General features: G+C 69.6%; 21 protein-coding genes. 3 read left to right on the top strand and 18 right to left on the bottom strand.

Annotated elements, in window-relative coordinates; all coding sequences use genetic code 11:
• Window positions 1–864, bottom strand: an 864-nt coding sequence (gene eccD, locus ON19_RS04955) for a type VII secretion integral membrane protein EccD (protein WP_255218368.1), incomplete at its 3' end; no start/stop codon positions are given.
• 290 nt (window positions 865–1,154) lie between these two features.
• Between eccD and eccA the strand changes: the two genes are divergently transcribed.
• Window positions 1,155–2,987, top strand: a complete 1,833-nt coding sequence (gene eccA, locus ON19_RS04950) for a type VII secretion AAA-ATPase EccA (protein ID WP_043687518.1) — start codon at window positions 1,155–1,157, stop codon at window positions 2,985–2,987.
• A gap of 48 nt (window positions 2,988–3,035) precedes the next feature.
• Here the strand turns inward: eccA and eccB are convergent, their stop codons facing one another.
• Window positions 3,036–4,544 (bottom strand): type VII secretion protein EccB, encoded by a 1,509-nt coding sequence (eccB, locus tag ON19_RS04945; protein ID WP_043687515.1) that lies wholly within the window; start codon window positions 4,542–4,544, stop codon window positions 3,036–3,038.
• A 142-nt stretch (window positions 4,545–4,686) separates the two neighbouring features.
• On the opposite strand from eccB, the gene eccE reads away from it, so the two are divergent.
• Window positions 4,687–6,462 carry a type VII secretion protein EccE gene (eccE, locus tag ON19_RS04940; RefSeq protein ID WP_051168546.1) on the top strand — a complete coding sequence of 592 codons (1,776 nt, stop codon included), beginning with the start codon at window positions 4,687–4,689 and terminating at the stop codon, window positions 6,460–6,462.
• 68 nt (window positions 6,463–6,530) lie between these two features.
• Here eccE and ON19_RS04935 read toward each other — a convergent pair whose 3' ends face one another.
• From ON19_RS04935 to ON19_RS39675, 16 genes are all read right to left on the bottom strand, one after another.
• Window positions 6,531–6,824, bottom strand: coding sequence for a WXG100 family type VII secretion target (locus ON19_RS04935; RefSeq protein WP_043687509.1), 294 nt, complete (start codon window positions 6,822–6,824; stop codon window positions 6,531–6,533).
• A 60-nt stretch (window positions 6,825–6,884) separates the two neighbouring features.
• Window positions 6,885–7,190: a WXG100 family type VII secretion target gene (locus tag ON19_RS04930; RefSeq protein WP_043687506.1), complete on the bottom strand. Its 306-nt coding sequence runs from the start codon at window positions 7,188–7,190 to the stop codon at window positions 6,885–6,887.
• Between the two features lie 90 nt (window positions 7,191–7,280).
• Window positions 7,281–8,072, bottom strand: coding sequence for an ESX secretion-associated protein EspG (locus ON19_RS04925; protein ID WP_043687503.1), 792 nt, complete (start codon window positions 8,070–8,072; stop codon window positions 7,281–7,283).
• A complete protein-coding gene (locus tag ON19_RS04920; protein WP_043687500.1) occupies window positions 8,069–9,058 on the bottom strand; it encodes a PPE domain-containing protein in 990 nt (329 codons plus the stop codon). Before ON19_RS04920 ends, ON19_RS04925 begins: the two co-directional genes overlap by 4 nt.
• A gap of 43 nt (window positions 9,059–9,101) precedes the next feature.
• Window positions 9,102–9,443 carry a PE family protein gene (locus tag ON19_RS04915; protein ID WP_043687496.1) on the bottom strand — a complete coding sequence of 114 codons (342 nt, stop codon included), beginning with the start codon at window positions 9,441–9,443 and terminating at the stop codon, window positions 9,102–9,104.
• Window positions 9,444–9,475: 32 nt separating this feature from the next.
• Complete coding sequence (locus ON19_RS04910; RefSeq protein WP_051168544.1) at window positions 9,476–10,861, bottom strand: hypothetical protein; 1,386 nt, start codon at window positions 10,859–10,861, stop codon at window positions 9,476–9,478.
• Complete coding sequence (locus ON19_RS04905; protein WP_043687527.1) at window positions 10,858–11,175, bottom strand: type VII secretion target; 318 nt, start codon at window positions 11,173–11,175, stop codon at window positions 10,858–10,860. The genes ON19_RS04910 and ON19_RS04905 overlap by 4 nt, the downstream gene beginning before the upstream one ends.
• Before the next feature lie 99 nt (window positions 11,176–11,274).
• Window positions 11,275–11,562 (bottom strand): YbaB/EbfC family nucleoid-associated protein, encoded by a 288-nt coding sequence (locus ON19_RS04900; protein WP_227954468.1) that lies wholly within the window; start codon window positions 11,560–11,562, stop codon window positions 11,275–11,277.
• Between the two features lie 38 nt (window positions 11,563–11,600).
• Window positions 11,601–11,957, bottom strand: a complete 357-nt coding sequence (locus tag ON19_RS04895; protein WP_043687490.1) for a hypothetical protein — start codon at window positions 11,955–11,957, stop codon at window positions 11,601–11,603.
• Window positions 11,958–12,015: 58 nt separating this feature from the next.
• Window positions 12,016–12,795 (bottom strand): ESX secretion-associated protein EspG, encoded by a 780-nt coding sequence (locus tag ON19_RS04890; RefSeq protein WP_043687488.1) that lies wholly within the window; start codon window positions 12,793–12,795, stop codon window positions 12,016–12,018.
• Entirely contained in the window at window positions 12,792–14,627 is a 1,836-nt protein-coding gene (locus ON19_RS04885; protein ID WP_043687486.1) for a hypothetical protein, read from the bottom strand. The genes ON19_RS04890 and ON19_RS04885 overlap by 4 nt, the downstream gene beginning before the upstream one ends.
• Before the next feature lie 586 nt (window positions 14,628–15,213).
• Window positions 15,214–16,845: a hypothetical protein gene (locus tag ON19_RS04880; protein WP_306307025.1), complete on the bottom strand. Its 1,632-nt coding sequence runs from the start codon at window positions 16,843–16,845 to the stop codon at window positions 15,214–15,216.
• Between the two features lie 109 nt (window positions 16,846–16,954).
• Complete coding sequence (locus ON19_RS04875) at window positions 16,955–17,398, bottom strand: TY-Chap domain-containing protein (RefSeq protein ID WP_043687482.1); 444 nt, start codon at window positions 17,396–17,398, stop codon at window positions 16,955–16,957.
• Window positions 17,395–17,886, bottom strand: coding sequence for a DUF6301 family protein (locus ON19_RS04870; RefSeq protein ID WP_043687476.1), 492 nt, complete (start codon window positions 17,884–17,886; stop codon window positions 17,395–17,397). The genes ON19_RS04875 and ON19_RS04870 overlap by 4 nt, the downstream gene beginning before the upstream one ends.
• Window positions 17,887–17,917: 31 nt before the next feature.
• Window positions 17,918–18,202, bottom strand: coding sequence for a hypothetical protein (locus ON19_RS04865; protein ID WP_043687523.1), 285 nt, complete (start codon window positions 18,200–18,202; stop codon window positions 17,918–17,920).
• A 47-nt stretch (window positions 18,203–18,249) separates the two neighbouring features.
• Window positions 18,250–26,442, bottom strand: a complete 8,193-nt coding sequence (locus tag ON19_RS39675) for a hypothetical protein (protein WP_218006373.1) — start codon at window positions 26,440–26,442, stop codon at window positions 18,250–18,252.
• Between ON19_RS39675 and ON19_RS43245 the strand changes: the two genes are divergently transcribed.
• On the top strand, window positions 26,377–26,999 hold a 623-nt coding region (locus tag ON19_RS43245), incomplete at its 3' end, for a hypothetical protein (protein ID WP_218006372.1). The two genes, ON19_RS39675 and ON19_RS43245, sit on opposite strands and share 66 nt — an antisense overlap.

Here is a 26,999-nt window from a genome sequence, read left to right as displayed (position 1 = left end):
CGGCGGAATCGGCAGCCGCGCGAGCACCGCCGCCAGCCGCGGCACCGCCGAGATGATCGCGATCCCGGCCACCAGCAGGCCGGCCGACAGCTTCGGCAGGCCCGGATGCCAGATCAGGTAGATCGCCGCGGCGACATCCGCGATCACCGCGAGCGCTGCGGCGCAGGAGAACAGCGTGGCACCGGTACCGGTTATCCGATAGCCCAGCAGCGCCGCGACCAGCAGCACCGAACTGCCGAGCAGCAGATGGGGACTGCCGAGCGTGCCCGGCACGAGCAACGCGGCGCCGCCGAACAGCAGCAGCAGTCCGTCCAGCGACAACCAGGTCGCGGTGACCGGGTCGGTGTACTTGCGCGCCGCGATGCCCGCCGCGACGAATGCCGCGACGCCACTGCCGAGCAGGGCGAGCGCGGGCGCGAGCGGATCGCCGTTCCCACGCGAGACGACCAGCACGGCCAGCGCGGTGAGCACGGTCAGGGCCGAGACGACCAAGCCCATCCAGCGGGCGGCCGTACCGGACCAGCTCTGGAATTCCTCTGCGGTGAGCCGCGATACGGCGTCGATGACGTCATCGAAAAGCGCCGGCGCTTCCTTCGCGGCGACCGACCGCAGCACCAGCAGCTCACCGTCGTAGACCTCGGCCTCGGTGAGCGTGCGGCTCGGCGCGATCGCCTCCCTGCCCAGTCGGGCGAGGGTCCAGTGCTGCGCCTCCAGCGGCGCCGCCTCGTCCTCGGCCTCCGGCCGCTCCGGGTTGCGCGATTCGATCAGCGCCACCAGGTCGCCGATGAAGGTGGCGATCGGCACGGTGGCCGGCAACCCGACATCGACCTGGGTGTTGCCACCGATGACCGAAACACGACTCAATACCGGCTCGGTGGCTCGTGTACCGCTCGCCGACTCGATCAACGGAAACCATCCCCCGCCCTCATCCGGAACACCGATTCACGTCCCGACAACCGCATTCGACGGAACACGTCCTGAGTGAACGACTTCACCACTCGTCAAGCACTCTCACACATAGACGACTCTTGCGTTGCGACCTCCCGGCAGCTGAACCTAATGTAACGGACGCACCGGGCCACGCGCGATCGGTAGTCTGGTATCCAGATGAACGTCTCTACTACGAGAAACGAAGATTTCGGGGTTCGACAGCAATGACCGGCAACCGCCAAGCACAACGCGCATTCGATGCCGGAATCCTGTCGCTCGGATTGTCCATCGAGGGGCAAGAATCCGCACGTGATCTCGACTATGCAAAACTGGCTTTTCAACGCGCCACGGAGTGGGATCCCACGATGTGCGACGCCTGGCTCGGCCGTGCCGCCGCCGGAGAGCTGACCAAGGACGTTCTGTTCAATCTGCACAAGACCAGTACGAGCACGCTCTATCGCGAGCAACGCAGGCTCGGTCTGCGTCCGCGTGAGCTCGCGGGCCGCTTCATGCCCGGCCTGTACATCGACTATCCGCTGGCCAACCACACCGAGATCACGCTCGCCTGGGCGGCGCATCTGATCGCCGACAAGGAGTACGACGAGGCCGAGCGGGTGCTCGACGATCTCGACACGTTTCGCAAAAGTCAGCTCAGCAACACTGAAGGCGAGATCGACAACCGCATCTGCGCGTATGTGCGTGGCGTCCTGCACTACAACACCCAGCGCTGGCCCGATGTGATGACGGTGCTCGCCGGTTCGGCGGACTGGGAGGACCCGTATCTGGCGGCGGGCGCGCACGTCATGGTGGGCACCGCCTGTGCCCAGCTCGGCCTGTTCGGCGAAGCGATCCGGCGGATGCAGCAGGCCGAGGCGGGCCCGATCCCGGCCGCCCGTTCCACCGCGATGTTCTGCCGCGGTCTGTGCCTGCGCGAATCGGGCAACGAGGAGGAAGCCCAGGCGCTGTTCGAGAAGGTGTACTCGCAGGCGCCGGATTTCGAGGCGAACGCGGCCGCGATGCGCGACCGCACCTACCGGATCACCGTCACCAGCCGCGAGGTGATCGACGCGCGGACCGACAAGTGGGATCCGTCGTCCTCGCCGTCGATGGAGCAGATGGAGCAGGCCGAGAGCCAGGACCGGGCGAAGAAGATCCTCGTCGAAGCCCGCGCCGAACTGGACTCGCAGATCGGCTTGGCCTCGGTGAAAACCCAGGTGGCCAAGCTCCAGTCGTCCGCGCAGCTGGCGAAGATCCGGGCCGAGAAGGGGTTGGCCAGCCAGCCGCGCGGCCAGCACCTGGCCTTCACCGGTCCGCCCGGCACCGGTAAGACGACCATCGCCCGGGTGGTCGCCAAGATCTACTGCGGCGTCGGCCTGTTGAAGACCGACAAGGTGGTCGAGGCCAAGCGTGTCGACTTCGTCAGCCAGAATCTCGGCGGCACCGCGATCAAGACCGAGAAGCTGATCGACACCGCCATGGACGGCGTGCTGTTCATCGACGAGGCGTACACGCTGATCCAGACCGGCCTGCAGGGCGGCGACGCGTTCGGCCGCGAGGCGGTGGACACGCTGCTGGCGCGCATGGAGAACGACCGTGATCGCCTCGTCGTGATCATCGCGGGCTACGACGGCGAGATCGACCGGCTGCTCACCGCCAACGACGGCCTGGCCTCGCGTTTTTCCAAGCGGCTCCAGTTCCCCTCCTACACCCCCGAGGAACTGGGCCGGATCGGCCAGGTCATCGCGCGCAAGCGCGACTCGGACCTGTCCGACGGCGCGCTCGAGCAGCTGGTACAGGCCTGCGAACGCCTGTACGCGATGCAGAGCACCGACCAGAGCGGGCAGCCGCGCCGCGGCGTCGACCTCGCGGGCAACGGGCGCTTCGTCCGCAACGTGATCGAGGCGGCCGAGGAAGAGCGCGAATTCCGGTTGGCCAACGACGAATCGCTGGACCTGACCGACATCGATGAAGCGGTGCTGCGGCGCATCGAGGCGTCGGATATGAAGCTGGCCCTCTCCGGCCTGCTCACCTCGTTGAACGTCGGTTGGACGGACTGAGTCCGGGCCGGTGTGTCCGGCGGACCCGGTCTCCGGGTCCGCCGAACGTTATTGCGTGGGCAGCGAATCGTGACTGACCAGCGCTTCACGCGCGGACAGCGTGGGCCCGGGGACCATCTGGCCGATGATCGCCCAAGGCGCCAGGCGCGGGGCGTTCCCGAGGCCGAGCACGTTCGCGGTGGCGGCGTCCGGAATGCCGTAGCGCACACCGGTGTCGGCGACGTAGAACAGGCTGCCCCGGCGCGGGCTGCCCGGCTCCATGCCGGTCACCTGGACATACTCCCCCGAGCCCGGTGACATGTAGACCGCGTCGACCCGGTCGCCGACGCCGTCGGAAGTGGACAGATCGACGGGTTTCGCGGATTCCGGAATCGGCAGGCGGGTGCCGACCAGCAGGCCCACCGTCGCGCGTTCGCCGGGGCCGTCGCCCGCGTCGTCCTCGCGCTGCGCCGGAGCGGCTCCCGGTGACTTCGCCCAGGCCACGCAGGTGACGGGCGCGTCCTCGGCAGGCAGGATCTTGGGGTTGCGCACCGGAAAGTCGTCGATCGGCAAACGCTGCACCACGGGAACCCGGTCCAGCACGTCGGGCGGCACGGTCGCGATCTCCCGCATGCCGTGCGAATCGGCGTACCTGATCACCTGCGCGGTGAACGGCGAGACCGGCTGCACACCGTCGGCGAGCACGACATACAGCGCGGAATTGCCGTCCCGTCCCACGCCGGACACCGAGATGACCCCGCCGACCGGGATATCCGCCAGCGGGCCGGGCCCTCGCTCGCCCGCCTGCGGGATCTGCGGCGGAGTCAGCGGGGGCACCTGCGTCGTCGCACCGAGCAATCCGGTGCCGACCGGACGAGGCCGCTGCGTGGTGAGCTCCAATGCCCTGCTCATCACCGAATTCGCCGGGTCGACCTCGGCGCGCTTGCCGTCGTAGACCAGATAGGTCTTCTTGTCGCGGCGGACCAGCAGCGCCTCTTCCTGACCCGCGGTTCGGATCCGGTCGGTGAGCGCGGGCTTGCCCGCGACCACCGTCGTCGTCGCTCCCGAGGAAGCGGCGGCGCTACCGCCCTCGGACAGCGGAATCGTCTCGCACAGTGACCACTCCGAGTCGTGGCCCTGCGCGGAACCGGGCAACGCGCCCGGCGCTCCGGGAATGCCGAGCAGCGCTCCGCGCGGCAGATCGTTCAGCTTGCTGTCCTTCACCGCGTGCGGCTCGGCATTCGCGCCGGTGATCAACCGCGCCGATGCCAGGTTCAGCACCGGATGCAGGGTCTTGCCGCCGTCCTCGCGCTGCACCACCACGTACAGTGCGCCGCTCTGTTTTCCCGACACGATCAGGGCATCGCCGATCGCGCCCTGCGGACGCAGGAAGGCCAGGATCGCCGCGCCGGCCACCACGAGCACGCCGAGCACCGCGCCGACCAGCAGCGAGCGAATCTGGGAACGCATCGGGTCGTGCAGCATGCGCACGTCGCGACGAACCAGTGCGTGATCGAGCCTGCGCAACAGGAATCGATATCCGTTCACCTGGGCGCGGGTGGTCAGCTGTGCAGGCACGTGGTCTCCATCGAGCTATCGATCACCATCTCTTTCGACACGGTACCGTAATTCTCCGACGGCCCTGAACCGATGGAATCCGAAGCCGATCAATGGTGGCCGCATCTAGGCGAGACAGGGATAAACAACTGTGGACGAGACGATGAACGGCGAACCAACCGGCAGCGAAATTTCGGATGCGCCGGAGCCGGGAATTCAACGCCGGTCGGCCTATGACACATTGCGGGATCCGGAATTCTGGTTGTTTCGCATTTTTCCACTGCGCGTGATCGTGCCCGTCGCGTTACTCGCCGCCGCTGTCGCCTGGATTGTTCTCGCGCTCAGCGATTCGATCTGGGGCGCGTGTGCCGCGGGCGCGGTGGTCGGGCTCGCCGGTCTCGCACCGATCGGTGGCCGCACGCCCGCCGAACGCGTCGGCAGCGCGATCGCCCGCCGCCGCCAGGGCCTGCGCCCGGCCGAACGCCTCGCGCAGGCTCCGGCCCTCGACGTGCCGCTCGCCGAGGGCGGCGGTTACGGCGTGCGCTGGGACGGCGATCTGCTGCTGACCATGCTCCGGATCGATCCGCCGCCCGACACGCTGACGCTGCTCGATCGCGGTTCGCTGAGCACCGACCAGCTGCTCCCGCTCCCCGAAATCGCGCGCTGCCTGGATCAATTCGATCTGACCCTGGCGGGCATCGATGTGGTGAGCACCGGTGCGCGCACCGCGGGCACCGGCGTCGCCGCCCAGCTCTACGACCGCATCCTCGGCCCGCTGCCCGCCATCGCGCACCGCACCTGCTGGCTGGTGCTGCGGATGGATCCGCTGGCCAACGCCGAGGCGGTGGACAACCGCGGCGGCGGCAGCGGCGGCGCGCTGCGGACCGCGATCATCGCCACCCGCCGGGTCGCCAACCGGCTCGCCGCCCACGACATCGCCGCCTCGGTGCTGACCGCCACCGAGATGAACACCGCGGTGCGCCAGCTCACCCACGGCTTCGATGTCGACCAGCTCACCGAATCGCCGAAATCGCTGGAGTTCCCGGGCCGCTTCCTCACCCAGTACCAGATCGCGGCCGACATGATCGGCCCGCGCGGACTGGCCGACATCTGGGCGGTGCCCAGCCTGTCCACCACGGTGACGTTGCGCTTGCGGCCGGGCGCGAGCCGCCATGATCGACACGCCGATTTCGCCGACACCGTGGTGCTCAACGCCGTCGTCCGCTTCGACACCGTCGCGCCGCCGGAGGAGCCGCCGCTGCCCGGCCTGCGTGAGCTGGTCGGCAATCAGCTGCGAATCCTCCTGGACACCTTGCCCATCGGTTACGCGGGCCGCTGGGGCAGTGACATCGCCTATCGCGGCACCCTGGCCGCGCTCGCCGGGTTCGCGGTGCCGACCGCTGGTTGCGGCCAGCTGATCGGCGCCGACGAGCGCGGCCAGGGCATCGCGGTGCCGTTGATCGGCGACGGCACCCGGCACCTCGAGGTGATCGGCAACCTGGACCTGGCCCAGCAGGTGATCCTGCGCGCCACCGCGCTCGGCGCACACGCCATCGTGCACACCGCGCGGCCCGAGGCGTGGCACACCATGGTGGCGAATCTCAACGCGCCACACGTACTTTCGATCGCACCGCGCGCCGCGGGCGCGAGCTACCACCCCCCTGCTCCCCCGCCGCCGCCCGCCGCTCCCTATCCGAGCACGACGGTGCTGGTCTTCGACGGCATCCCGCCGATCGCACACGCGGGCGGCGCGACGATCGTGCACGTGCGGCGGCCGGACGATCCCGGCAGGTCGGTCGACGCGGACGTCACGCTGGTCCAGGATCCGCAGGCGCCCAACCGGATCACGGTGCGCACGGCCGCACGGAGCGCGACGGTGCTCATGGTCACCACGCCGGACGAGATGCACTACATCGGGGAGTCGCTGGCGGCGCGATAACCGGCGGACACACGAAACGGCCGGCTGGAACCCTTACCGTTCCAGTCGGCCGTCGTTCGTCCGCGCGATCAGAAAGCGGCGAAACCGTCGCCGACCTTGCCGTCGGCCTCGATGGCGCGACCCAGCGCGTTCTCCACCTTGGCGGCGAGGTTGTCCAGCTTCTGGAGGGTGTCCTCCAGCTCGGTGGTCAGGTTCTTGTGCGCGGTATCGAAGTTCGTGACCGCCTGCTCACCCTGCAGGTTCTCGCGGAACGCGGCCGCGGCGCCGTTGAGCTCGTCGATCTGCCCCCTCATGGTGGAGCCGTACTGGTTGAGGTCACCGACCATCTCGGTGATGGCGGGCGAGTTGTACTTGATCGTCATTGGTGTTTCCTTCTGGTCGTGAGGATGGCGATCCGGTTGGACGGCAACACCGTCCAGGGGTCACAGACCGCCCTGGTCGGAGCCGACGATGGTGTTCTTGCCCGAAGTCACGGCCTGCGAGAGCCGGTCGAGCTTGCCGTTGAGCGCGGTGACCTCGTCGTGCCAATCGGTGGCCGCGGTGTTGAATTCGCGGTGGGCGTCACCCTGCCAGCCGCGCGCGACGGCCTGCACCGACTCATCGATCTGGTTGATCGAGGTGCGGAGGGTGGAGATCGAATCCTCCATGCGGCTGACGACGCTGTCGATGCCGCCCTCTTCGACACCGTAGGTCTGCCCCGAGCCGTCGCCGAGAGTTGTGTAAGACATTTCGTTGATCCTTCCGTCAGAACTTGTGGTGGTGAGATCCGGACGATCTCACCGAGCAGTGAGGCAACCGAGTTACTTGCGACCCGAGAGCTACGGTGGCAGCCACCTCCCCCCGGGCAGCCCTTCCAGCAACGTGGCGACCGCCTGAGTCACCCGGTGGTCGGTGCCCGTCGTGACCGTCGACCAGATCTGCTGATCCGGCGAGACCGTGGGAGCGACGACGATGCGCCCACGGCCGGTGTCGTACACCACCACCGCGCCGGGCGCCCGGCTGGTCAGCCCGTCCCGGTGGGTGTAGGCCACGATTTCGGCGTAGGCCCGGCAGGAGCCGAACGCCAGTCCGAGCACGGCGGCGTCGCGTTCGCCGACGCCGACCGCGTACATCGCGTCGGCGTAGCCGCTGGAGCTTTCGGCCGTGTCCAGCCGGTCGGCCAATTCGGCGGCGAGTGCGCTGAATCCGGTGATCTCGGCGGGCTCGCACGGCCCGAGGGCCGCCAGCAGCGGACGAGCCAGCGACACCTCCGAGCCGTCGGCCCAAATCGAATTCACCTCGAAACTGTCGCCCGAGCGCACCGCGAGCGCGTGCTGCTCTCCGCGACGCGCCAGACAGAAGCGGCGCGAACCGTCTTCGGTGTAGACGCGGGCGACCAGCTCGCAATCCGGCTGGGCCAGCACGAACAGCGCACCGGCCAGTTCCGGCTCGACTTCGCCCTCCGCATCGAGCACACCGTCGCCGGCCAGACCGGCTGCCGCGCGTTCCTGGGCGGCACGGTATTCCTCGATCGAATCTTGTTGCGGTCCAACCGAAAGCGCCAACGGCAGCGTCTGCACCCCGAGCCGTTCGGCGACGACGAGCAAGGCGTCGTTCGTCAGTGACGTCACGCCGCGCCTCCCGTCTCCGGCCTGGTTTCCGTCGGCGTCACGGCGCGAGCCGCGGGCTCGGCGCCGCCGAGTACCGCGGGCGCCGCCTGGATTTCGCCGTCGGCTCCGATCTGATCGCTCACGTCACCCGGGAGGCCCGCGCGCGGGAATCGAGCCCCATCCTGCGCAGCCCCGGCCGAACCCATGGCGCCGGGAGCGAGCGGGGCGGGCTGGCCGCCTGCGCCCACCGTCGGTACCGGTGTCGCGCGCGGCACGACTTCGGACGTCGCGCCCGACTGGGCGTACACCGGTGCGCGGTACGCGGTGGGCACCCGTGGCATCGCGTGGACGGGCACCATCCCGATCGGCACCGCACCGTACGGCGCCGCGGTCGATTTCGCGACCTCAGCGGGTGACGAGGTGCGTTCGGCGGTCAGCGCCTGCTCCGGCGCCACCACGGGCGGCTCCTGGTGCTGCCACGGCATGGCCAGCGGTTCGGTGGCCATTTCGTAGTTCTGCATGACCCGCGAGGCCACCGCCTTCGCCATGTCCTGCTCGGCGTCGGTCTGCGCCGCGACCGCCCGGATCGGCGCACCGAGCATCCCGCTCATCGACTCGAGCGTGCGCTGAACCTGCTGGATGGCTTCGAGGTCCGCGGTGTTCGGCATCGCGAGCCGGGCGATCTCGTACGCGGTGACCTGGGCCTGGAATCGGGCGGCGTTGGCCGCCGCCGCCGCGGCCGCGTCGACCAGCCAGTCCCGCAGGGTCGTCACGCGGTGGATCACTTCGTCGCTGCGCCCCGACTGCCAGGCGCCGCGCATGTCCGCGAGCACCTTCTCGTACTCGACCACAGCGGCGCCGAACGACGCGGCCAGGCGCGACCATGCGGTGACGGCCTCGGCCATCGGCACGGCGCCCGGCCCCGTGGTGAGGTCGCGCGCGAGCCGCTCGGGCGGTCGCGCGGTCCACACCACGCCGGTGAAACCTGGCTGCGGTGGTTCGATCATTGCTGTGGACGACCTTTCGGTTGCTCGACGACGCGGGAGCCGATCAGACGGACCGGCCGCCCGTGGTGTCGAAATCCGCGCTGTTGGCGGATTCCATGCCGTCGAACTGGTTCGAGTGCAGCCGCAACGTGGCCGCCAGCTTGCGCATCTCGTGCACGCTGGCCTGCGCGCTCGCCAGATACGACGACGCCACGTCGTTCGCGGTCTGCGCGGCCCGGCCGGAGACCTCGTCGCCGCCCGCGGGGACGACGGTCAACGCTTCCTCGGCGGAGCGCAGATCCGCCGCCAACCGGTCGGCGAGCGCGTCCAGCCCGGACGACGCCTTACCCGCCGTGACCGCGTCGAATTGCACGCTGTCGTACACGTCACCCCTCGCGTCACTCATGAGACCCTCCTGTGTACTGCTCGGCACCCGCGTCAGAGCGTGAGTTCCTTATCCGGCGGTGGTTCCGATGTCGTGTCGGCCGCGCCGACCACCGGCAGCGAGACCCCTTCGATCCGGCCGACCACTTCGTCGCCGTGCTGGCTGGTGACCATCTGGCCGCGCAACGCCTCGGTGGTCGATTCACCCTCGCGGGCCAGGCCCGCGCCCATGGCCCCGGCGCCCATCGGCATGTATCCGCCACCGGTTCCGGTCGCGCCGGTGCTCGTCGCGGTGGTGGACGCCGCGGACGACGTTCCCACGCCGGTGCCGACGGCTCCCGGGGCGCCGATGCCGCCGAGCGAGCCGCCGGCGACGCGGGTTCCCGGCCATGGGTTCAGCGGGGCGGCGGCCGCGGCGATCGCACCGATCCCGCTGCCGACACCGCCGACTCCACCGGAGCCGCCCGCGGCCGAGCCCTCCTTGCCTTCCTTGCCTTCCCCGGGCTCACCCGTGCCCTCGTGCACGCCAGGACCCGCGATGGGTTTCGGCGCGAGCAGCGACGGATTCGCCGCCGCCAGCTGCCCCAGCGACTGAACCACCTGGCCCGCCGTGCTGATCAGCGGCGTGATCATGCTCATCAGCTGGGTCAGCTGTTCGGCCGACTTCACACCCGTCGGCGCGTTGGTGATCGGAACCTTCTGCCCGGCCTGCGTCATGGTCGCGCTGTGCCCGACCATTTCGGCCTTCGTCTTGGCGGTGATCGCCAGCGCCTCGGTCATCGCCTCGATCGCGGAGGCGACCAGGAATCCCTGTCCGCCCGGCGAAGCCGCCAGCAGCGGCGCGAACGCCATGGTGGTGGAGAACTTCGCCACGACCGCCGACATCAGGCCGGCGCCCGTGAAGACGCTGCCCGCCGCGTTGACGAGCACCGACTTCTCCTGTGTGCTCTGTGCCGCCAGCTTGTCCGCGTCGGTCTGCGCCTCACCGGCCTTCTTCGCGGCCTCCATCGCCGCCATGCCCTGCCAGACCGTCATCAAGGTCTGCACCAGCGACGAGCCGACCTGCATCACGGTCTGCATCACGGTGGACACGTTCTGCAGCAACTGGGTCGGGTCGACCGGTGGCGCGGGCGGCGCGGCGGCAGCACCGGCCGGTGCGGGCGCAGGAGCGGGCGCGCCGAGTTGCCCGGTGCCGAACGCGGAGGCCAGCTCGGTCAGCGGGCGCATGAGCGCGCCGAGGTCGATGGCCGGCAGCGGTGGCAGGTCCGGCAACTGCACGAAGGCCGGGATTTCGGGCAGGTGCGGTAAACCCATGCTGTGCAGGACATCGTTCACCGGCATGTCCAGCATGGGCGCAAGAGCGCTGCCCCGCAGCAATTCCAGAACTGTCGGATCCAGCGGATCGGCGCCGGGCGGCGGAGTGGCTCCTGGCGTCGTCATGACCGCGTGCGGATAGCTCCGATGGCCGCGCCCGACGCGGTGTCGGTGCCCTCGTACGTGGCGGCGGCCTGATGTGCCGTCACCGCGGTACCCGCGTGCACGGCGGCGAGCTGCGCCACCGACGACAGGTGGTTGGCCTGCGCGAAGGCGTACGAGACAAGGAACTCCTGGCCGATCAGGCCGAACACCGGGACCACCGCGGCGACCGTCGCGGCTTGGTCGGCCGCGGCGATCGCCCCCACACCGGCAGCCATGGCCGCCGATTCGCTTCCGTACACACGCAGCGCATCCGGGACTACTTCAATGTGGCTCATGATCATCGTCCAATCCCGAAACATCCCCCGACGTTTCGTATTCAACCTTACCTAGCCGAGACCGCATTTTGCGATCGCGTCGTGGTTAACATCCGGTGACTACCCGGTGGCCTCCTCATTGAATGCGGCGATAAGCGCACCGCGTTCCGAGAAAGCCCGGTGCGCGGCCGCTCGCGCGGTGTCCACCACCGTTTTTTCGAACTCCTCCGGCGAAAGTTTGGAAACCGCACCGGAAAAACTCAGCCCCACCAACGCGGCGTTACCGTCCACTTCCGCGGTCACCGCACCGTCGGGCGAAGTCTCGGACACCCGGATCCCATTCATGGCGTCGTTGAGATCGGTGAGCCGGTAGAGCTGATTCTGCACCCGAGCGATGAGCTCGTCCATTGTTTCGACCATGACAACCTCGCGAATTCTCTTGCCACTCAGACGGATCGCAACCAGCTCTGCGGTTCGGTGTCGTACTCCTGCTCGTCGATGATCTCCTGCCGCGCCACCTGCTGTTCGGTGGGCAATCCGGTCAGGGCCAGCATCTCCGAGGTGAATCCCATTTGCTGTAAATGCGCCCGACGCGCCAGGCCGGCCCGGTTCGCCGCCTGTTTGCACAACCGCAGAATTTCCCCGGCCAGTACTTCCGGATCACGGCGCAACTGATCGGAATCGACCTTGACACCCAATGGCAGGCCCATCTCGGTGGTGCGCACCGAAATCGAGCCGGTCACCGACGTGGCGACGAATTCCGTGGGAAATCCACCCGCCTGCCCCGGCTGTGATGCGGTCATCGGCCTCCCCTTCCGAAAATTTCGATCGGCAACTGGATCTCACGCATTCCGCCCCCCATTACATTCGTTCGTCTTTGATGGATTGGACGACTTCTACAATCCGCGCATTGATCAATTCGGCCAGACGCCGGACATCCGCCGCGACCACCGTCGGCGGCTTGCCCGGCACGATCACATAGCGTCCGTCGTCGACCAGATCGCGCCAGCCCAGATGCGAGCGGGTGATACCGCGGGGGCCGAATCGCGAATGCCCCTGCTCGACCACGATCGTGCCGACTGTCGCGGCAGGCGCCCGATCGAAGGACTCGCTGCGACTCGCCGCGCGGTCTTCGACGTCGTTCACCAGGGAGCGACCATAGGAATAGTCCAGGCCATCGCCCTTGGTTGCGTGCTCGATGAGATCGAAGGCGGACCGTTGACCGGCATCGACCGTCGGCAATGCGGCGGCCACGCTGTGCCCGAGCGTCAGCACGTCGTGTTCGACGACCGTGAATCCCCCGGTCCGCTCCTCGGTACCCGGCTTCTGGGTCACCAGGAAGGCGCGGTTTCCCTTGCGGCTGGCGAGCATTCTGATCGAGCCCTTCGCATTCCGCGCATCCCGGCCGTCGATCCCACGGATCACCAGCCGGATATCGGGAACCGCGAGCACGGCCATCAACTCCTCCAGCTCATGGCCCCAGCGCGCCCGAATCCGCTGCCACGCCTCGTACTTCTCTCGGCACGCGTCGTCGTAGTACGTCGTGCCGCTGAGGTAGACGAACGGATCCGGCAGACTCTCCTTCACCGCGTTCCACGCCGCGGCGAATTCGAGACCGGAGAACTCCCACGTGTCGCTCATTGCTCGACCACCGGTTTCGCCACCAGTGGCGCCTCGCCCAGCGCCTCTTCCAAGTGCTCGGTGGAATCCAAGTAGTCGGCGCGCTTGTGATCCTTCTGCTGTCCGCCTTGAGCGCCGCCGCCGGGACCGCCCATCGGCATTCCGCCCATCGGGGCCCCCATCATGCCCTGCCCCGCCGCGAGACCCGCGCGTGCGTCGGTGGCGGCGGTCACGGCGTTCGTCGTCGCGCGGGGGAACAACTTCGACGCCTTGTCCAGGTTCTGACTCGCAGCCGACTTCGGTGCGCCGGGACCTCCGGCCGAACCACCGGGGCCACCGGTGCCCTTCGCCAGCGCCGACTCGAGTTTCTTCGTCGCGTCCGAAAGATTCGGCATGCCGGGCAGTCCGGCCAGCTGCGCGGCCTGCTGAGCGGCTTGTTGCGCGGCCTGTTGTGCGGCACTTGCCACTTGCTGGCCGATCTGCTGCGCTTGTTGCGCGAGTTGCTGCGCTGCCTGTTGCGCCTGCTGGGCCTGTTGCTGAGCAGCCTGCTGCGCCGCCTGCTGTTGCTGTTGTTGCTGCTGCTGGGCAGCTCGGCGCTCGGCGTCCAATTGCGCCTGCCGCTGCGCGGCTTCGAGTGCCTTGCGCTGCTGCTCGGACTGCTCCTGCGCACGCTGCATCGCTTGCAGCTGCGCGGAGTTCATGCCGGGCCCAGGACCGGGTGCACCGGCGGTACCGGGCCCCGGGCCGCCCGGTCCGGGCACCTGCCCGGTCGTCGGCGGAATCGGATCCGGCAGTTTCGCGATGAACTGGTCGGTTGTCTCGACGCCCGGGACATAGACCTCTTCCATCGCACGGACGTAATTCCGGACAGCCGCGTCTTCTTTCCGCTGCTGATAGGCCGCGTCGGTCTCCCCCGAGTTTCGTTGCGGCGGGTAGTCATCGCCCTGCTGAAGCCGCACTCCGGTGGTGTACAGCCATTCCGATACATATTCGAGGCTGTCGCCGATCAGCTTCATGTTCGCATTCAGCTGGTCGGTGCCCGTGCTGTACGCGGTCATCGCCTGACGCGCACGGTCGGCGCCGCCGTTGTTGTTCGGGCTGGTCCAACTCGATCGGCTGCTCGTCATCTGGTTACTGAGGATGTCGAACGTTTCCTTGAGTTCCCCGGCCAGCCATCGCCAGTCCGACGCGGCTTGCGCGACCTTGATCGGCATGGACGGACTGCCGCCGGTGATCGACGCGATGATCGTCTGGTACTGCGAATAATCGAAATTGTCCGGGTCGTCCGCTCGCGCGCCGCGCGGCTCGAATTCCACGTCACCCGGCTCGGCCAGGCTGGGCGGCAATCCGTGATTCTCCTCCGGCCGCCGGTTCCCGACCTCGTTCCAATCCGGATGCGCGTAGGTGTTTCCGCTGCCGTCCCCCGCGGTGGTCAAGCCGGCGGGATCCGGCCGAGCCGACAGGTTTTCGGTAATTCCTCTGTGCTCGCCGACCCGGCGCTCCAGCGTGGTGAAATCGACCCTGCTGGTGTCCTCGGTGCCCTGGTAGTGCCTGGCTGCCGCGAACAAAGTGTCGGTCAGGTCGTCGAGGATGGTGATGTGGTCGTCGAGAATGAGACCGAGTTCTCGTCCCTTGTCCGAAAATCGACTGGCGAGCGCCTGCGCCGAAAGCAGCAAGTCGGCGAACGGGGGCAGCGAATCGATCTTCGACAGCTCCCGCTTGACCGAAGCGACGCGAACGCGAACCCCGTTCGCCGCGTTGATCAGGCCTTCGAGCGCTCCGGGCCGCAGCTCCAAGGTGCCGTTCCCGGCCTCACGGGACAGGCCGGTCCATAGATTCGGTTCGTCAGACATGGCACGCTCCTTCCGGCTCCCCGCTCACAAGCGCCTTCCCCCTGTTGTCACTGCTGGGAAGCGCTGGACATGAGTGCCGACGGCCCGGAGCGATACGATGCCGAAGTCCGATCCCGGAGACACAGACTCCGACCCGCACAACTGAATCCACCCCTGACGTGGGCGCCGGCAATGCGCGCGCCACGGCGCAGTGACCTGTTCGCCCCCGCGCTCGGGATCACGCTTCTGCGCCCGGCAACTCATACGCTGACGACCCTCCTCATCGCTGGCGCGCCGCGACCGGCGGTGCGCCACACGTCAATATGGCAGCCGGTTCTTAAGGCACGCCAAATATTGTCTTACGAGGCACCAACGATTCTATGGGAACTCGGGTTGCCCCCGCATGTACAGACCCGAGTCCTGGTGGCCCACCGGCGCTGCCCACCCCCGCCCGACCAGCGGTTTCACACTCGAACCCTGGAAGAACGCGGATTTCGCCGACACGAGCCCTTGGCACACGAGCGCGCCCGCCTGGGTGATCGATGACACATCCCCATGGACCGTTCGAGCCGATGCTCGAGCGTCCATGACGTCGACCGCCTGCGGCTCAGCGCTTTTCGTCGTGCGAGGTGAGCGTGCCCACCGGGCCGTGCCGGTCCCGGAACCGCCGTTCGAACGCGGCGATGTAGGCCGACGGCGCCACCGAGGACGAAGACCGTTCCAGCACACCGTCATCGGCGAGGTAGAAGATCGCCCGGCCGATCGCGATCTCGCCCGGTTCGACCGGGACGTAGACCATCCAGCCGACGCTGATCCGATCGGCGCGCAATTCCTCCGGTGGATAGTTCGCGGTGTCCACGCCACTGTCGCGGATGAACCGCGCGACCCGCGCGATCGCCTCCTCCCGCGCCATCGGCTCCGGCGCGGTGGTCGTCACCCCGGCCATGGTGAGCTGGAAGAAGGCGCCGTCGACGTCGAATCGGTCGTCGTCACCGAAGACGCTCACGAGAGTGTCCCAGGTGAGGACACCCACCTCGGCGGCGGAAACCAGGGCGCCGACGGCGGCGCGCGGCGGCGCGGTCGAGTCGTCGCCGAGCAGCCCGGTCACGATGTCCACGACGTTGCCGGAGGTCCACACGCCCGGCACCGCTTCGACGAATCGGTCCGGACCGGGTGACTCGCCGCGGTACCAACGGCCGTTCTCCCACCAGTAGCAGAACGACAGCAAACCGCTGGCGGCGCGGTGGTTCAACACCTGACCGGCCACCCACTCCGGCGCACCCGCGTACAGATCGGGCAACCGGGCGCCTTCGTTGTAGGCGGCCGCGAGTTCCGGCGCGTTCCACACGCCACCGGAGAGCACCGCCCGCCCGCCGGGCAGCGCGTACAGCGAGCAGCCGCTGCGCTTGGCGCCCTCGAACCAGCTCAGGGAGGGCAGCAAGCGGGGGCCCCAGGGTGATCCGACCGCGACGAACGCCGCGGCCAGCACCGCCCACCGAGCCGCCATCAGCGGGAACGAGGGCAGATCGTCCTCCGACGGCACGGCACGCACACCCGCCTCTTGATCCGCCCGCGCTTGCGCCGCGGCAACCCGCGGCGGCCGCGATTGGCGATCGCCGTGACCGACATAGGCGCCGAGCCACACAGGCAGCGAATCCCGGGGATATACCGCCAGATCCGCGAGGTAGACCTCGGGCGGGAACAACTGATCGTCCGGGAACGGTTCGTCGCCGTAGTCGTAGTCGACCTCGATCCGGCCCGCACTGGTCAACGTCAAAAGCAAACGCCACCAAGGTCCGTCGCCGAACCCGGCCGCCAGCTGCCGATGCTCCCGGACCAGCGCCACGATCCCGGGATCGGGATTCACCCGCACGACGCGCTCCCCGTCGTCGGAGTAGGCGGCCAGCGCCACCTCCGCGGCCACCGTCAGCGCGAACACCGCGTCCACTCGCTGCCAGCCCGGCGGACCGGCCGCGCCGAGCTCGCGGGCGACCTGGTGCATGAGTGCCTTGGCTCGTTCGGCGACATCCTCCACCGGCGCCACCTCGGACAGGGTGAAGCCGACATCGGGCTCCTCCCCGGCCGCGGCGTCCTCCGCCGACCGGTCTGCCGGATCGGCGGCGACCGCGTCGGCCGTCGGCGCCTCGTCGGCAGGCGGTGTCACGGGAGTCTCGGAATCGCCGTCATCCGCGGCGTCGCGGGGCATGTCGTCGGACGCCTCGCCGCCTGGTCTGGTCACGTCGCGGGAATCCCCTCATCTACCGCATCGGAGCCGGTGCGCGCACCACGATGCCTGTGCTCTGTTCGCGGTCCATCCTGGCACAGCGCCGGTTGGAGCGCGGTCCACGTCAGGGCTCCTGCCGCAGGCCGAGCAGCGGCAGGTCCAGTTCGCGATTCTCCGCACGTTCGTTCCACGCGGTGTAGGCCAGGGCGGTGGGGGCGTCGATGCCGAACCCGTCGCGCAGACCGGTGACAACCATGTCGGCCAGCCGCCGGTAACCGGCCGAGGGGCTCGGCCAGGGCAGCTCTGTCCACCAGTTGTCGTGGCTCGCATCGCGTTCCCGCCAGCCCCCATCGGCGATCACCGCGCGGCCCGTGGTGCCTGCGCGCAAGGCGGGGTCGAGCCATTCGTCGTCCACCAACTCGGCCGAGAGAAGGTCGTCGAGCTGGAGGAATTGGGCGTACCGCCGCCGCGGCCCCGTCTCGGACTCGACCAGCTTGACGATGGATCCGGCGCGCAGTGCGGCAAGTTCCGCGGCCAGCCCCGCGGCGAAGTCTTCCCACCCGGTCAACTCTGCTCCTGGTCCTCCAGCTCGATGGCCTGGTCGTGCAGTGCGAGCCAAGAGTTGGCCACCAGGGACAGCTGCACCGAGCGGCCCAGATCCTCCAGCACCAGGGTTGCCTCCGGACCCGCCCAGCGCACTTCGGCGGTGGCGCCGGGGATCCGGGCGGTGGGTGCGCCGAGGGCGCCGGTCAACGCGGCGACCATCGCGGCGAAGGCGTCCCGCGAGCGTGCCCGGCCTTCCGCGTCGTCTGGGGCGAAATCGGTGACCCGCGCTTTGACGTCCACGATCAGGCCCTCGCGCCCGTGGATCTTGCCGCTGCCCATCCCGAAACCGACGTCCAGCAGCGCCCGGTCCGAATGGGCGGTCAGCACCTTCCAGCCGAGCGACTCCGCCAGCCGCGGTAGCGCGTCCATCGGCTGGGAGCCGTCGAGCGAACGCAGGCTGGTCGCCAGGGCGACGATTTCGCTGTCGGTCAACGCGCGCCATTCCGTCATGCGCCCACCCTAGGCCGTGGCATCCGAGTGATCACCGCGCCGACCGGCGGCGATCGAGTTCCTCGATCTTGCGGGCAAGCGCCTCTTTGCGCTCGCGGGCATTGGAACCGTCGAGCTGGCCGGCGAAGGCCGCGCGGGCCGCGTCGACCAGCGCGTCCGGCACGTCGGGATACGCGCGGGCGATCGCCCACAGCGCGTCCTCGGTCTTCATGTCGAGGCCGGTCTCGGTGTGGATGCCACCGCCGGTCAGCACCGAGCGCAGCATTTCGTCGAAGTTCTGCCGCAGTTCGTCGTCGGTCGGATAGTCGATACGCATCATTCCTCCTCGCGTTGATGATTACTCGTTCGCATCGTCGGCTCCGATCATCCGGCGAAGATCTCGGTGCGCCGCACGGGATCGGCGATCACGGCCCGCACCAGCGCACCGATGTCCATCTCCTCCGGCACCGAGCGATAGGTCAGCTCGCAGAAGACGGCACCGTCGACGAGCACCGCGAACCGGGTGGTCCGCCACCCGACGGTGCCCCATTCGACGCTGACCGGCCCGGCGAGGTCGACCGTGCGATCACCGACTCGCAGGGTGAGCCCGCCGCCGTGTCGATAGAACACCACCGGCACCCCACCGAGTTCACCGTAGACGCCGCTGGGCGGGCCCGCCTCCGACGGGTTGGCACGCAGCGCGCCGGTCGTCGGGTCGAACTCGGCGGGCACACCGAAGCCTGCGAACGGACGAACGAAGAGAGTCTGCCCGGGATCCCGGCCCCGCTGCCCGTTGCCGTTCGGGCCACGGTGGTCGGTGCGTCGACCGTTGCCCGGCGGTGGGGGCAATGGCATGCCGGGCGGGATCGGAGGAGGCATGGGCATGCCCGGCGGCATCGGTGCGACCGTGCTGTCGGGGTAGGCCCGGCCGTCCGGGTGCCCCGGCCAACCTGGTGGGGGCGGTGGGTACGGCGGTGTGGATGATCCCGGGTACGGCGGTGCGGGCGGTCCCGGGTACGGCGGTGCGGACGGTCCCGGAGTTGGCGCCGACGGGTACGAGGGCGGGGTAGTCGGGTACGGCGGCAGCGGTCCCGGAGGCGTCGACGGGTACGGAGGCAGTGGCTCCGGAGGCGTCGACGGGTACGGAGGGCTCGGTTCGCCAGGTGTTGGCGGGCCGGGCGGCACTGGGGGTGTCGACGGAGCCGGGGGCGTGGGAGGAACCGGCGGCTGCGGCTGCGTCGGGGGCGACGGGGGTACCGGCGGAACCGGAGGCGACGGCGGAACCGGAGGCGACGGCGGAATCGGCGGCAACGGCGGAACCGGCGGCAACGGCGGAACCGGAGGCACCGGAGGCACCGGAGGCACCGGAGGCACCGGAGGCGACGGCGGGTCCGGAGGCGGCGGCGGAACTGGAGGCGTCGGCGGCTGCGGCGGAACCGGCGGGTTCGGCGGAACCGGTGGTTGCGGCGGCGGCGGAACCGGCGGCACTGGAGGCTGCGGCGGGTTCGGCGGCTGCGGCGGGTTCGGCGGCTCTGGAGGATTCGGCGGCTGCGGAGGTTCTGGCTGTGGCAGCGGGACGGGCCACGGCTCCACCTCGTTGTGGAACGGACCCGGCATCTCGAACTCGTAGTCCTTCGGTGGATGCGGAATGTGCGAGCGCAACGCCCAATTCGGCGGCATGCGACGGGAACGCGCGCGGCCCGAAGCCGACGCATCCTCGGGCGGCTCCGAATCACCGTCGCGGTTCGAACGGGCACCACCCGACGGTTCCTCGTCACCGTCGCGATTCGCCCGAGCACCGCCATCCGACGAATCCTCGTCACCGTCGCCCTCCGGACGCGGCGTCTCCCCATTCCTTTCCGCACCACCGCGAGCCGCCCGCGAGCCGGGCTCCCCCTCCTGCGGAGAACGATGCGTGGAGTGCTCCCGATCGGCCTGACGCACCGCATCTTCGGCCTGGGCTAGCTCGTCCTCGGCATCGAGTACCCGCCGAGCGGCACGCTCCAGCTCCGCAACCCGATCCTGCCAGGGACCTTGCTCATCCACCCGCATCGTGCGCGAACGCAGAGCATCGAGCGCGTCATCCAACGCATCCCGCGCCAAATCCTCATCGTTCACCGGCAACCCACGCCGAGCATCCGCGAGATCAGCCTGCGCATCCGCCAACTCCCGCGCAGCCGCATCCCGCTCAGCGGACAAACGCGTACGCTCCGCATCCGCCTCGGCGCGCGCGGACTCCTCGGCCGAACGCACCACCGGTTCTTGTGCTCGGTCGTTCGAGGGCTGGTCGGCTTCCCGGGGGGCCTGCGCGAGGGCGTCATCCAGCCGAGCCACTTCATCCTCGGCATCGAATACCTGCCTGGCAGCGTGCTCGAGTCCAGCGAGCCGGTCCTGCCACGGCCCCTGCTCATCGACCCGCATCGTGCGTCCACGCAACTCGTCCAGCGCGTCATCCAACGCATCCCGCGTCAGATCCTCATCGTTCACCGGCAAACCACGGCGAGCATCCGCCAGATCTGCCCGCGCATCCGCCAACTCCCGCGCAGCCGCATCCCGCTCAGCGGACAAACGCGTACGCTCAGCATCCGCCTCGACACGAGCCGACTCACTGGCCGCATGCGAAGACTGGTCTCGCACAGCTTGATTCGATGGCGGCTCGACGGACCGGGCGGCGTGCTCAACTGCCTCGTCGAGCCGGGAAAGTTCGTCCTCGGCATCGAATACGCGCCGGGCGGCGTGCTCGAGTCCAGCGAGCCGGTCCTGCCACGGCCCCTGCTCATCGACCCGCATCGTGCGTCCACGCAACTCGTCCAGCGCGTCATCCAACGCATCCCGCGTCAGATCCTCGTCGTTTACCGGCAAACCACGGCGAGCATCCGCGAGATCTGCCCGCGCGTCCGCCAACTGCTGTGCTACCGCATCCCGTTGGGCGGACAGGCGGTCCAGTTCAGCTTCGGCGTCGGCACGTGCCGGCTGCTGGGCGGCTGCCTCCGAGGCAGGCGAGTCCGGCTCTCGGGTTCGATCGTTCGAGGGCGGATCGGCGGCTCGGGCAGCCTGATCGAGGGCGTCGTCCAATCGAGCCAATTCCGTGTCGGCATCGAACACGCGGTGTGCGGCACGTTCCAACTCCGCAACCCGGTTCTGCCACGGACCCTGCTCATCGACCCGCATCGTGCGGCCGCGCAGACCCTCGAGCGCATCGTCCAACGCATCCCGCGTCAGGTCCTCGTCGTTGACCGGCAGACCACGGCGAGCATCCGCGAGATCAGCCTGCGCGTTCGCCACTTCGCGCGCCGCCGCGTCCCGCTGGGCGGACAGGCGCTCCAGGTCGGCGCGGGCGGCGCGCTGGACGAGGTCGGTGAGGGCTGCGATGTCCGCCGCGCGCTGGACGACTTCCGCGCGCAGCTCGGCCTGTACCTCGGCGAGCTGGGCGGGGGTCAGTCGCTCGTTCTGGTCGAGTTTGCCGTCGCGGTAGACCTCGTAGACCTCGGCCCACCGTTCGGGGTCCGCGTCGGTGAGGTCCACGCCTACCAGGCGCGCGAAGTCGCGGCTTGCTCCGCGGTCCGGGCCGGGCGGGATGCCGGTGTCGCCGTCGAGCATGCCGAGGCGGGCGGGGGCCTCGGTGAGGTGGGTGACGTCGCCGATGACGTCCAGCAGGTGCCGAACGGCTTTGTCGTGCACCGGGAACTCGATATCCGACACGCGGGGATCGATCGCCCGATCGCCGTGTGCGTCCGGATCGAACACGTCGACCCTGGCGAGAGCGTCTGCATAGTCGGTGAGCGCGTCGACCAGCTTCGGGTGCAGGTTCGGCCGCTGCGACAGATTGGCGATCACCTCGCCCAGCTGCGCGATGCCGGTGATCCGCACCGTTCCCGGCAGGGCGTCGAGGCGCCGGACCAAACGGTCGTTGGCGGCGTCGATCGCGTCCGGGTCGATACCGCGCAACAGCTTCGCGTACTTGACCAGCGCCTCTGCCCGCTGCTGACGCAGCGCGTTGCGGGTGTCGGGGTCCGCGATCGTCTCGGCGAGACGCCGCGGTGTCATCTCCGCGGGCTCCAGGCCGAGCCGGTGCGTCAGCAGGTTTCGCGCGTCGCCGACCTGGTGGTAGGTGTCGATATCCCAGGCGGTGCGCGCGTAGTCGATGATCGCCTCGATCTGGCCCGCGCGAATCGCGTTCTCGTCGCGCAGCACCGCGAGCCGTTCGGCGAGCAGCTCCGGGGAATCCAGCTCGGCTTCGGTGATGCCGAGGCGCGCGGCGAGCTCATCGATGGCGGTGCCGATCTCCGCCCGCGACAACGATTCCGGCGCCTCGGCGGGGAGCGCGTCGGAGCCCACCGGAGCGTCAGGCACGACGCGCCAGCCGTCGCCGTCGTTCACCGCCGTCGCTTCCAGCCTGCGTCCCTCGACCACTCCGGTGAAGTGACGCACCTGGGTAGCCCCGCCGTCGACGAGCGCTATCCGTTCCAGGGTGAAACCGCCCTCGGGCAGCGGACGCCCCGGCTGCACGTCGCTGATCAGGTAGTGGACCTCGATGATGCCCTCGTTCACGGCCTCGGCGAGGCGGGGGTGCTCCGCGAGCGCGTCGGCGATGACCCGGTCGTGGTCGAGCCTGCCGTCTACCACCACCAACCGCATCGGCTCGCCCGGCTCACCAGGCACCAAGCCGAGCCCGGTGCCGTCCTCGAGCAGCACACCGCCCTGCGCGAGCACCCACTCCCGCCCGGCCATATCGCCGATCAGCCCGGTGAACTCGTCCACCGCGGCGTCGGCCAGCAAGAACTCCTCGGCGTCGGCGAGGAAGCCGGCCAGGCCGCGCGCGTGCTCGCGGATGCGGTCCATCTCCTCGGCGAGCGCGTCCGCCAGTTGATTCGGGTCGAGCGCATGCAGATCGGTGCCGAGCAGCTGCGCCCACACGGAGCGCTCGTCCATGATCTGGTCGCGGCGCAGCGCATTCTCGAAGAACGCGCGCAGACCCTGGTCCTGTCCCGGCTGGTCGGTGTCGTAGAGGTCGCCCCACTCGCGGCTCGGCTCGCCTCCGTTGTTGACGCCCTCCCAGTTCAGCAGGGTGGGATTGCCGCCGAAGGCGCGCACGACCTCACCCAGGAACCGGTTCATCGGGTTGGCGTCGAAGAAGCCGATCTCCTCGCTGAAGGGAATCCGCTCATGTTCGGCGTTGTACCGGCGGGACGCCTCGGCGAGACCGGTGAGCGAACCGATCCGGCGGACCTGCTGGTACCGCAGCAGATCGACGGCCCGGCGGACATTCTCGGCGTTCGGTTCGCCGAGGTCGACGCCGAGGGCATCGGCCGCGGCGGCCAGGGCGTCGGCCAGTTCCTGGCGCCGGGCCGATGCCTCGGACAGCTCGTGCAGCCAGTCCGCGAGCTCACCGGTGCTGGCGGGCAGCTCTTCGCCGGGCCGCGTCGACTGATCCGTTGTGGAGTCGGGCGTCTCGCCGTCGGTCGGTTCCGGCCTGGCCTCCGGCGCCGGGAGCGCACGGGCGGCGTCTTCGGCCTGTCGCTTCAGATCCTCGAGTTCGACACCGAGTTCCCGGCGCACCAGCTCCGGATCGGCCTCCTCCAGCCAGTACCGGTACTCCTCGCCGTCGCGGGTGGTCGGTGTGCCGTACTCGGCGGCCCGGCTGGCGACCCGGGAGGTCAGGCGCTTCAGCAGCGGGATGAGTTCCCGCTTCCGCCACATGGTGACGGCTTCCTTGAGGATGCGGGCCGGGTTGAACTTGGTCTGCAGCACGTCGTATTCGTCGCCCGGCGTGGGTGTCGGATCGTAGTGCTTGGTGAGCGGCAGCCCCGCTTCGTGGCCGAGCAGCGATTGGCCCGCGCTGTCGATGCCGGAGCCGGACGGGTACTTCGGGTTCTGACCACGGAAGCCTGCCTTCAACGCCTTCCAGAGGCGACGCAACCGCGACATCGGCCGCTCCGGTTGCCGTGGCGCGGGCTCGTTGGTGTCCGCGGGCTCGGGCGCGTCGAGACGTTCGGGTATCTCGACCCGCCAGCCGTCGTTCTCGTCGGCGACCAGCCGCGCGGGCACCCGTTCGTCGTCGACCTCGAGGGTGTAGCGGCGGGTCTCGCCCGGCTCGGGCGGCTCGGCGCCGATCCGGCTGCGCGCAGCTCGCGCGGCGTCGGCGAGGTCGGCGATGGCTTCCGCGTCGCGGCGCACCGCGGCGCGGGCCCGCGCCACCGTCGCGTCCGGATCGCGGTCGAGGTCCGCGGGATCGATGCCAAGCCGCCGCGACCAGGTGTCGCGTGTCGCCGTCGCCTGTGCGCGCAGGTCGGGGTCAACCGTGTCGCGGGCCCGCACGGTCGCCGCGGCCAGCGCCTCGACCATGCCCGCCCGCAAAAGGTTCCGATATCGCAGGTCAGCGATGGTCGCGCCGAGGTTCTCCGGCGAAAGATCGGCCTCATCGAGGGCGAAGCGGCGCGCGAGCCGGTCGCGGGTCCGGTCGATGGGTTCGGGGCGCGGGGCGCGGGATGCCGGCGCCTCCCCGGAGCGGTCCGCCCCTTCGGCCGCATGCTGCGTCCGGCCCGATTCCACTTGGTGGCCTACATCATTCGACTCGGCTGGTCGGGTCGGCTGTGCGAGGGCGTCGTCCAGCCGGGCCACTTCGTCCTCGGCATCGAATACGCGCCGAGCAGCACGCTCCAGCTCCGCAACCCGGTCCTGCCACGGCCCCTGCTCATCCACCCGCATCGTGCGCGAACGCAAAGCATCGAGTGCATCATCCAACGCATCCCGCGTCAGATCCCCATCGTTCACCGGCAACCCACGACGAGCATTCGCGAGATCAGCCTGCGCATCGGCCAATTCGCGCGCAGCCGCATCCCGCTGCGCAGACGGATGTACAGACTCGCCACGCCGAGTCTCCGCGCGGGCGACCTGCGCGTCCGCCGGCTCCCCTGCCACCGCATCTCGCTGCGCAGACGGGCGTTCCGGCCCGGCGGGTGCCGGGTCGGACGGGTCGGCGGAAGTGACGCGGCCGCCGGGCTCGACGGGGGGAAGGGAACCGGGGCCGGTGGGAGCTGCGGGCAGTTGCGGTGGACGCGGTTGCTCGATCGGCAGGCCCGCGCGGCGCAGGTCGTCGCGGACCTCGCGCAGACCGTCCTCGGGCGCCTCGGCCAGCCAGAACTGTTCGTCGCCGTAGCGTTCGTCGCTGGTGAGGGGCTCGAAGTCGTCCGGGTAGCGCATGCGAGGGCCGTCGGCGTCATCGAGGAACCCTCGCGCCCTGGCGAGTTCGGCGAGTTCGGCCAGGGCCGCGAGCGGATCGCGCAGCACGGTGAACGTCTCGCCGAGAGCCAGTGCCTCGGCCAGCAGGCGGACGTGCTCGACCTCGGCCTCGGTGAGCGGACCGGCCTCGCGCTGGTTGGGCCAATCGCGCTGTTCCCTCAGGAACTCGACCACATCACGCACGGGATTCCCCGTGCGGCGGGGACCTTCCGGGCGACCGCCGGTAGGCGGCTCCGCGTTCGCGGGCGGAGTCGGCGGTCCGGACGGCGGGTTGCCATCCGCGTCGCCTTCGGCCCGCAGGTCCGACGACTCGCGCGCCGCCGCATCCGCCTCGTCGGCCGAGCGTTCTTGCTCAGCTCCGGCCTCGGCACGCGCCACCTCCCCGGCGTCAGCCGCCCGCGAAATCGCGTCTGCACCTGGGTTCTCGGAGGACTGCCCGGCACGCTCGGCAGCTCGAGCGGGATCATCATCGGCCGTATGGGAAACCGGTTCTCGTACATCGTCGTTCGAGGGAGGCTCGACGGCGCGCGTGGCCTGCGTGAGGGCGTCATCCAGCCGGGAGAGTTCGTCATCGGCATCGAACACACGCCTAGCGGCACGCTCGAGTTCAGCAACCCGATTCAGCCATGGCCCTTGCTCATCCACCCGCATCGTGCGCGAACGCAGACCCTCGAGCGCGTCATCCAACGCATCCCGCGTCAGATCCTCGTCGTTCACCGGCAACCCACGACGAGACTCCGCGAGATCGACTTGCGCGTCGGCCAATTCGCGCGCAGCCGCGTCCCGCTGGGCGGACGGCCGCGCGGGCTCGGCATCGGCCCCGGTACGCGCCCGTCCTTCGACGGCGCCGTCAGCTGCACGCGAACTCGGGTCCACGCCGCGCGTAGCACTTCCCGTGACGGGTTCACCGGGCGGCGGCGCAGGCTGCGTATTCGGATCGATCCGGTCGGCGGTGGGTGCGTCGAGTTCGCGTTCGAGTTCGGCGAGGCGGTCCGTGGCGCGGCGGTGGATCTCGTCCAGCTCGGCCAGCAGACGCGCGTGCAGTTCGTCCAGTGCCTTGGATTCGGGAGAATCGTGCGCCGCGGCGTCCGGCCCGAAGGCCAGCTGGTCGAGTCGGGCAACGGCGGCGTCGAAGCGCTGATCGAGGTCCGCCGCGATCCCGTCGAGCTGGGCGAGCGTGTCACGCAGCAGCTCGTCGAATCGCTGGTCGGTGCGGCGGGCCGCGTCGTCGAACTCGTCGCGGATGCGCTCGAGTGCCGCCTCGGGCGAGTGCTCCGGCTCCGCGTCGGGGCGCGCCGTGGCAGGCGATTCGAGCGGCGTCTCGCCTTCAGCCACCGCACCCGCGTCGGTACCCAGCCGCGCGGACAAGTCATCGAACCGCCGCGCTATCGCGTCTTCGAGTTCGGCGAGACGGTCGAGGGCGCGCTGTCGGCTCCGATCCAGATCCGCGCTCGCCCGGCGCAACAGATCATCGAGCTGCTGATCGATTCGACGGTGCAACTCATCGAGTTCGGCGAGCGCTCGGTGCGCATCGTCTCGCGCGGACGGAGACGGTCCGGGGTCGACCAGCGGATGGGACTGCGGCTGTTCGGCTTCGCCCTGCTCGTCTTCCGGACGCGCAGTGGTTTGCGAGTCCGGCGCGTCCTGCGCACGGTCACCTGCCCCGTCCCGACGCGCACTGCTGGGCGCCGCGCCCGATTCGCCCTCGGGGCGCACGACGCGGGACTCCTCCGGCACGGCTCGCTCGCCATCACCCGGCTCGTCGGGCTCGTCGGGCTCACCCTGACGCGCGGTGGCCGGTGGATCCTCCGGAGGCTTCTGCGCACCACCATCGGCGCTCGGCACACCGCGCTCACCTTCGCCGGACCCGTCGGACCCATCCTGACGCACCG

The organism is Nocardia abscessus NBRC 100374 (assembly GCF_000308455.1).
In the GTDB taxonomy this organism is placed as follows: Bacteria; Actinomycetota; Actinomycetes; order Mycobacteriales; family Mycobacteriaceae; genus Nocardia; species Nocardia abscessus.
Note: the sequence above shows the minus strand (reverse complement) of the source record. Positions and strands in the feature narration are given on the sequence as shown.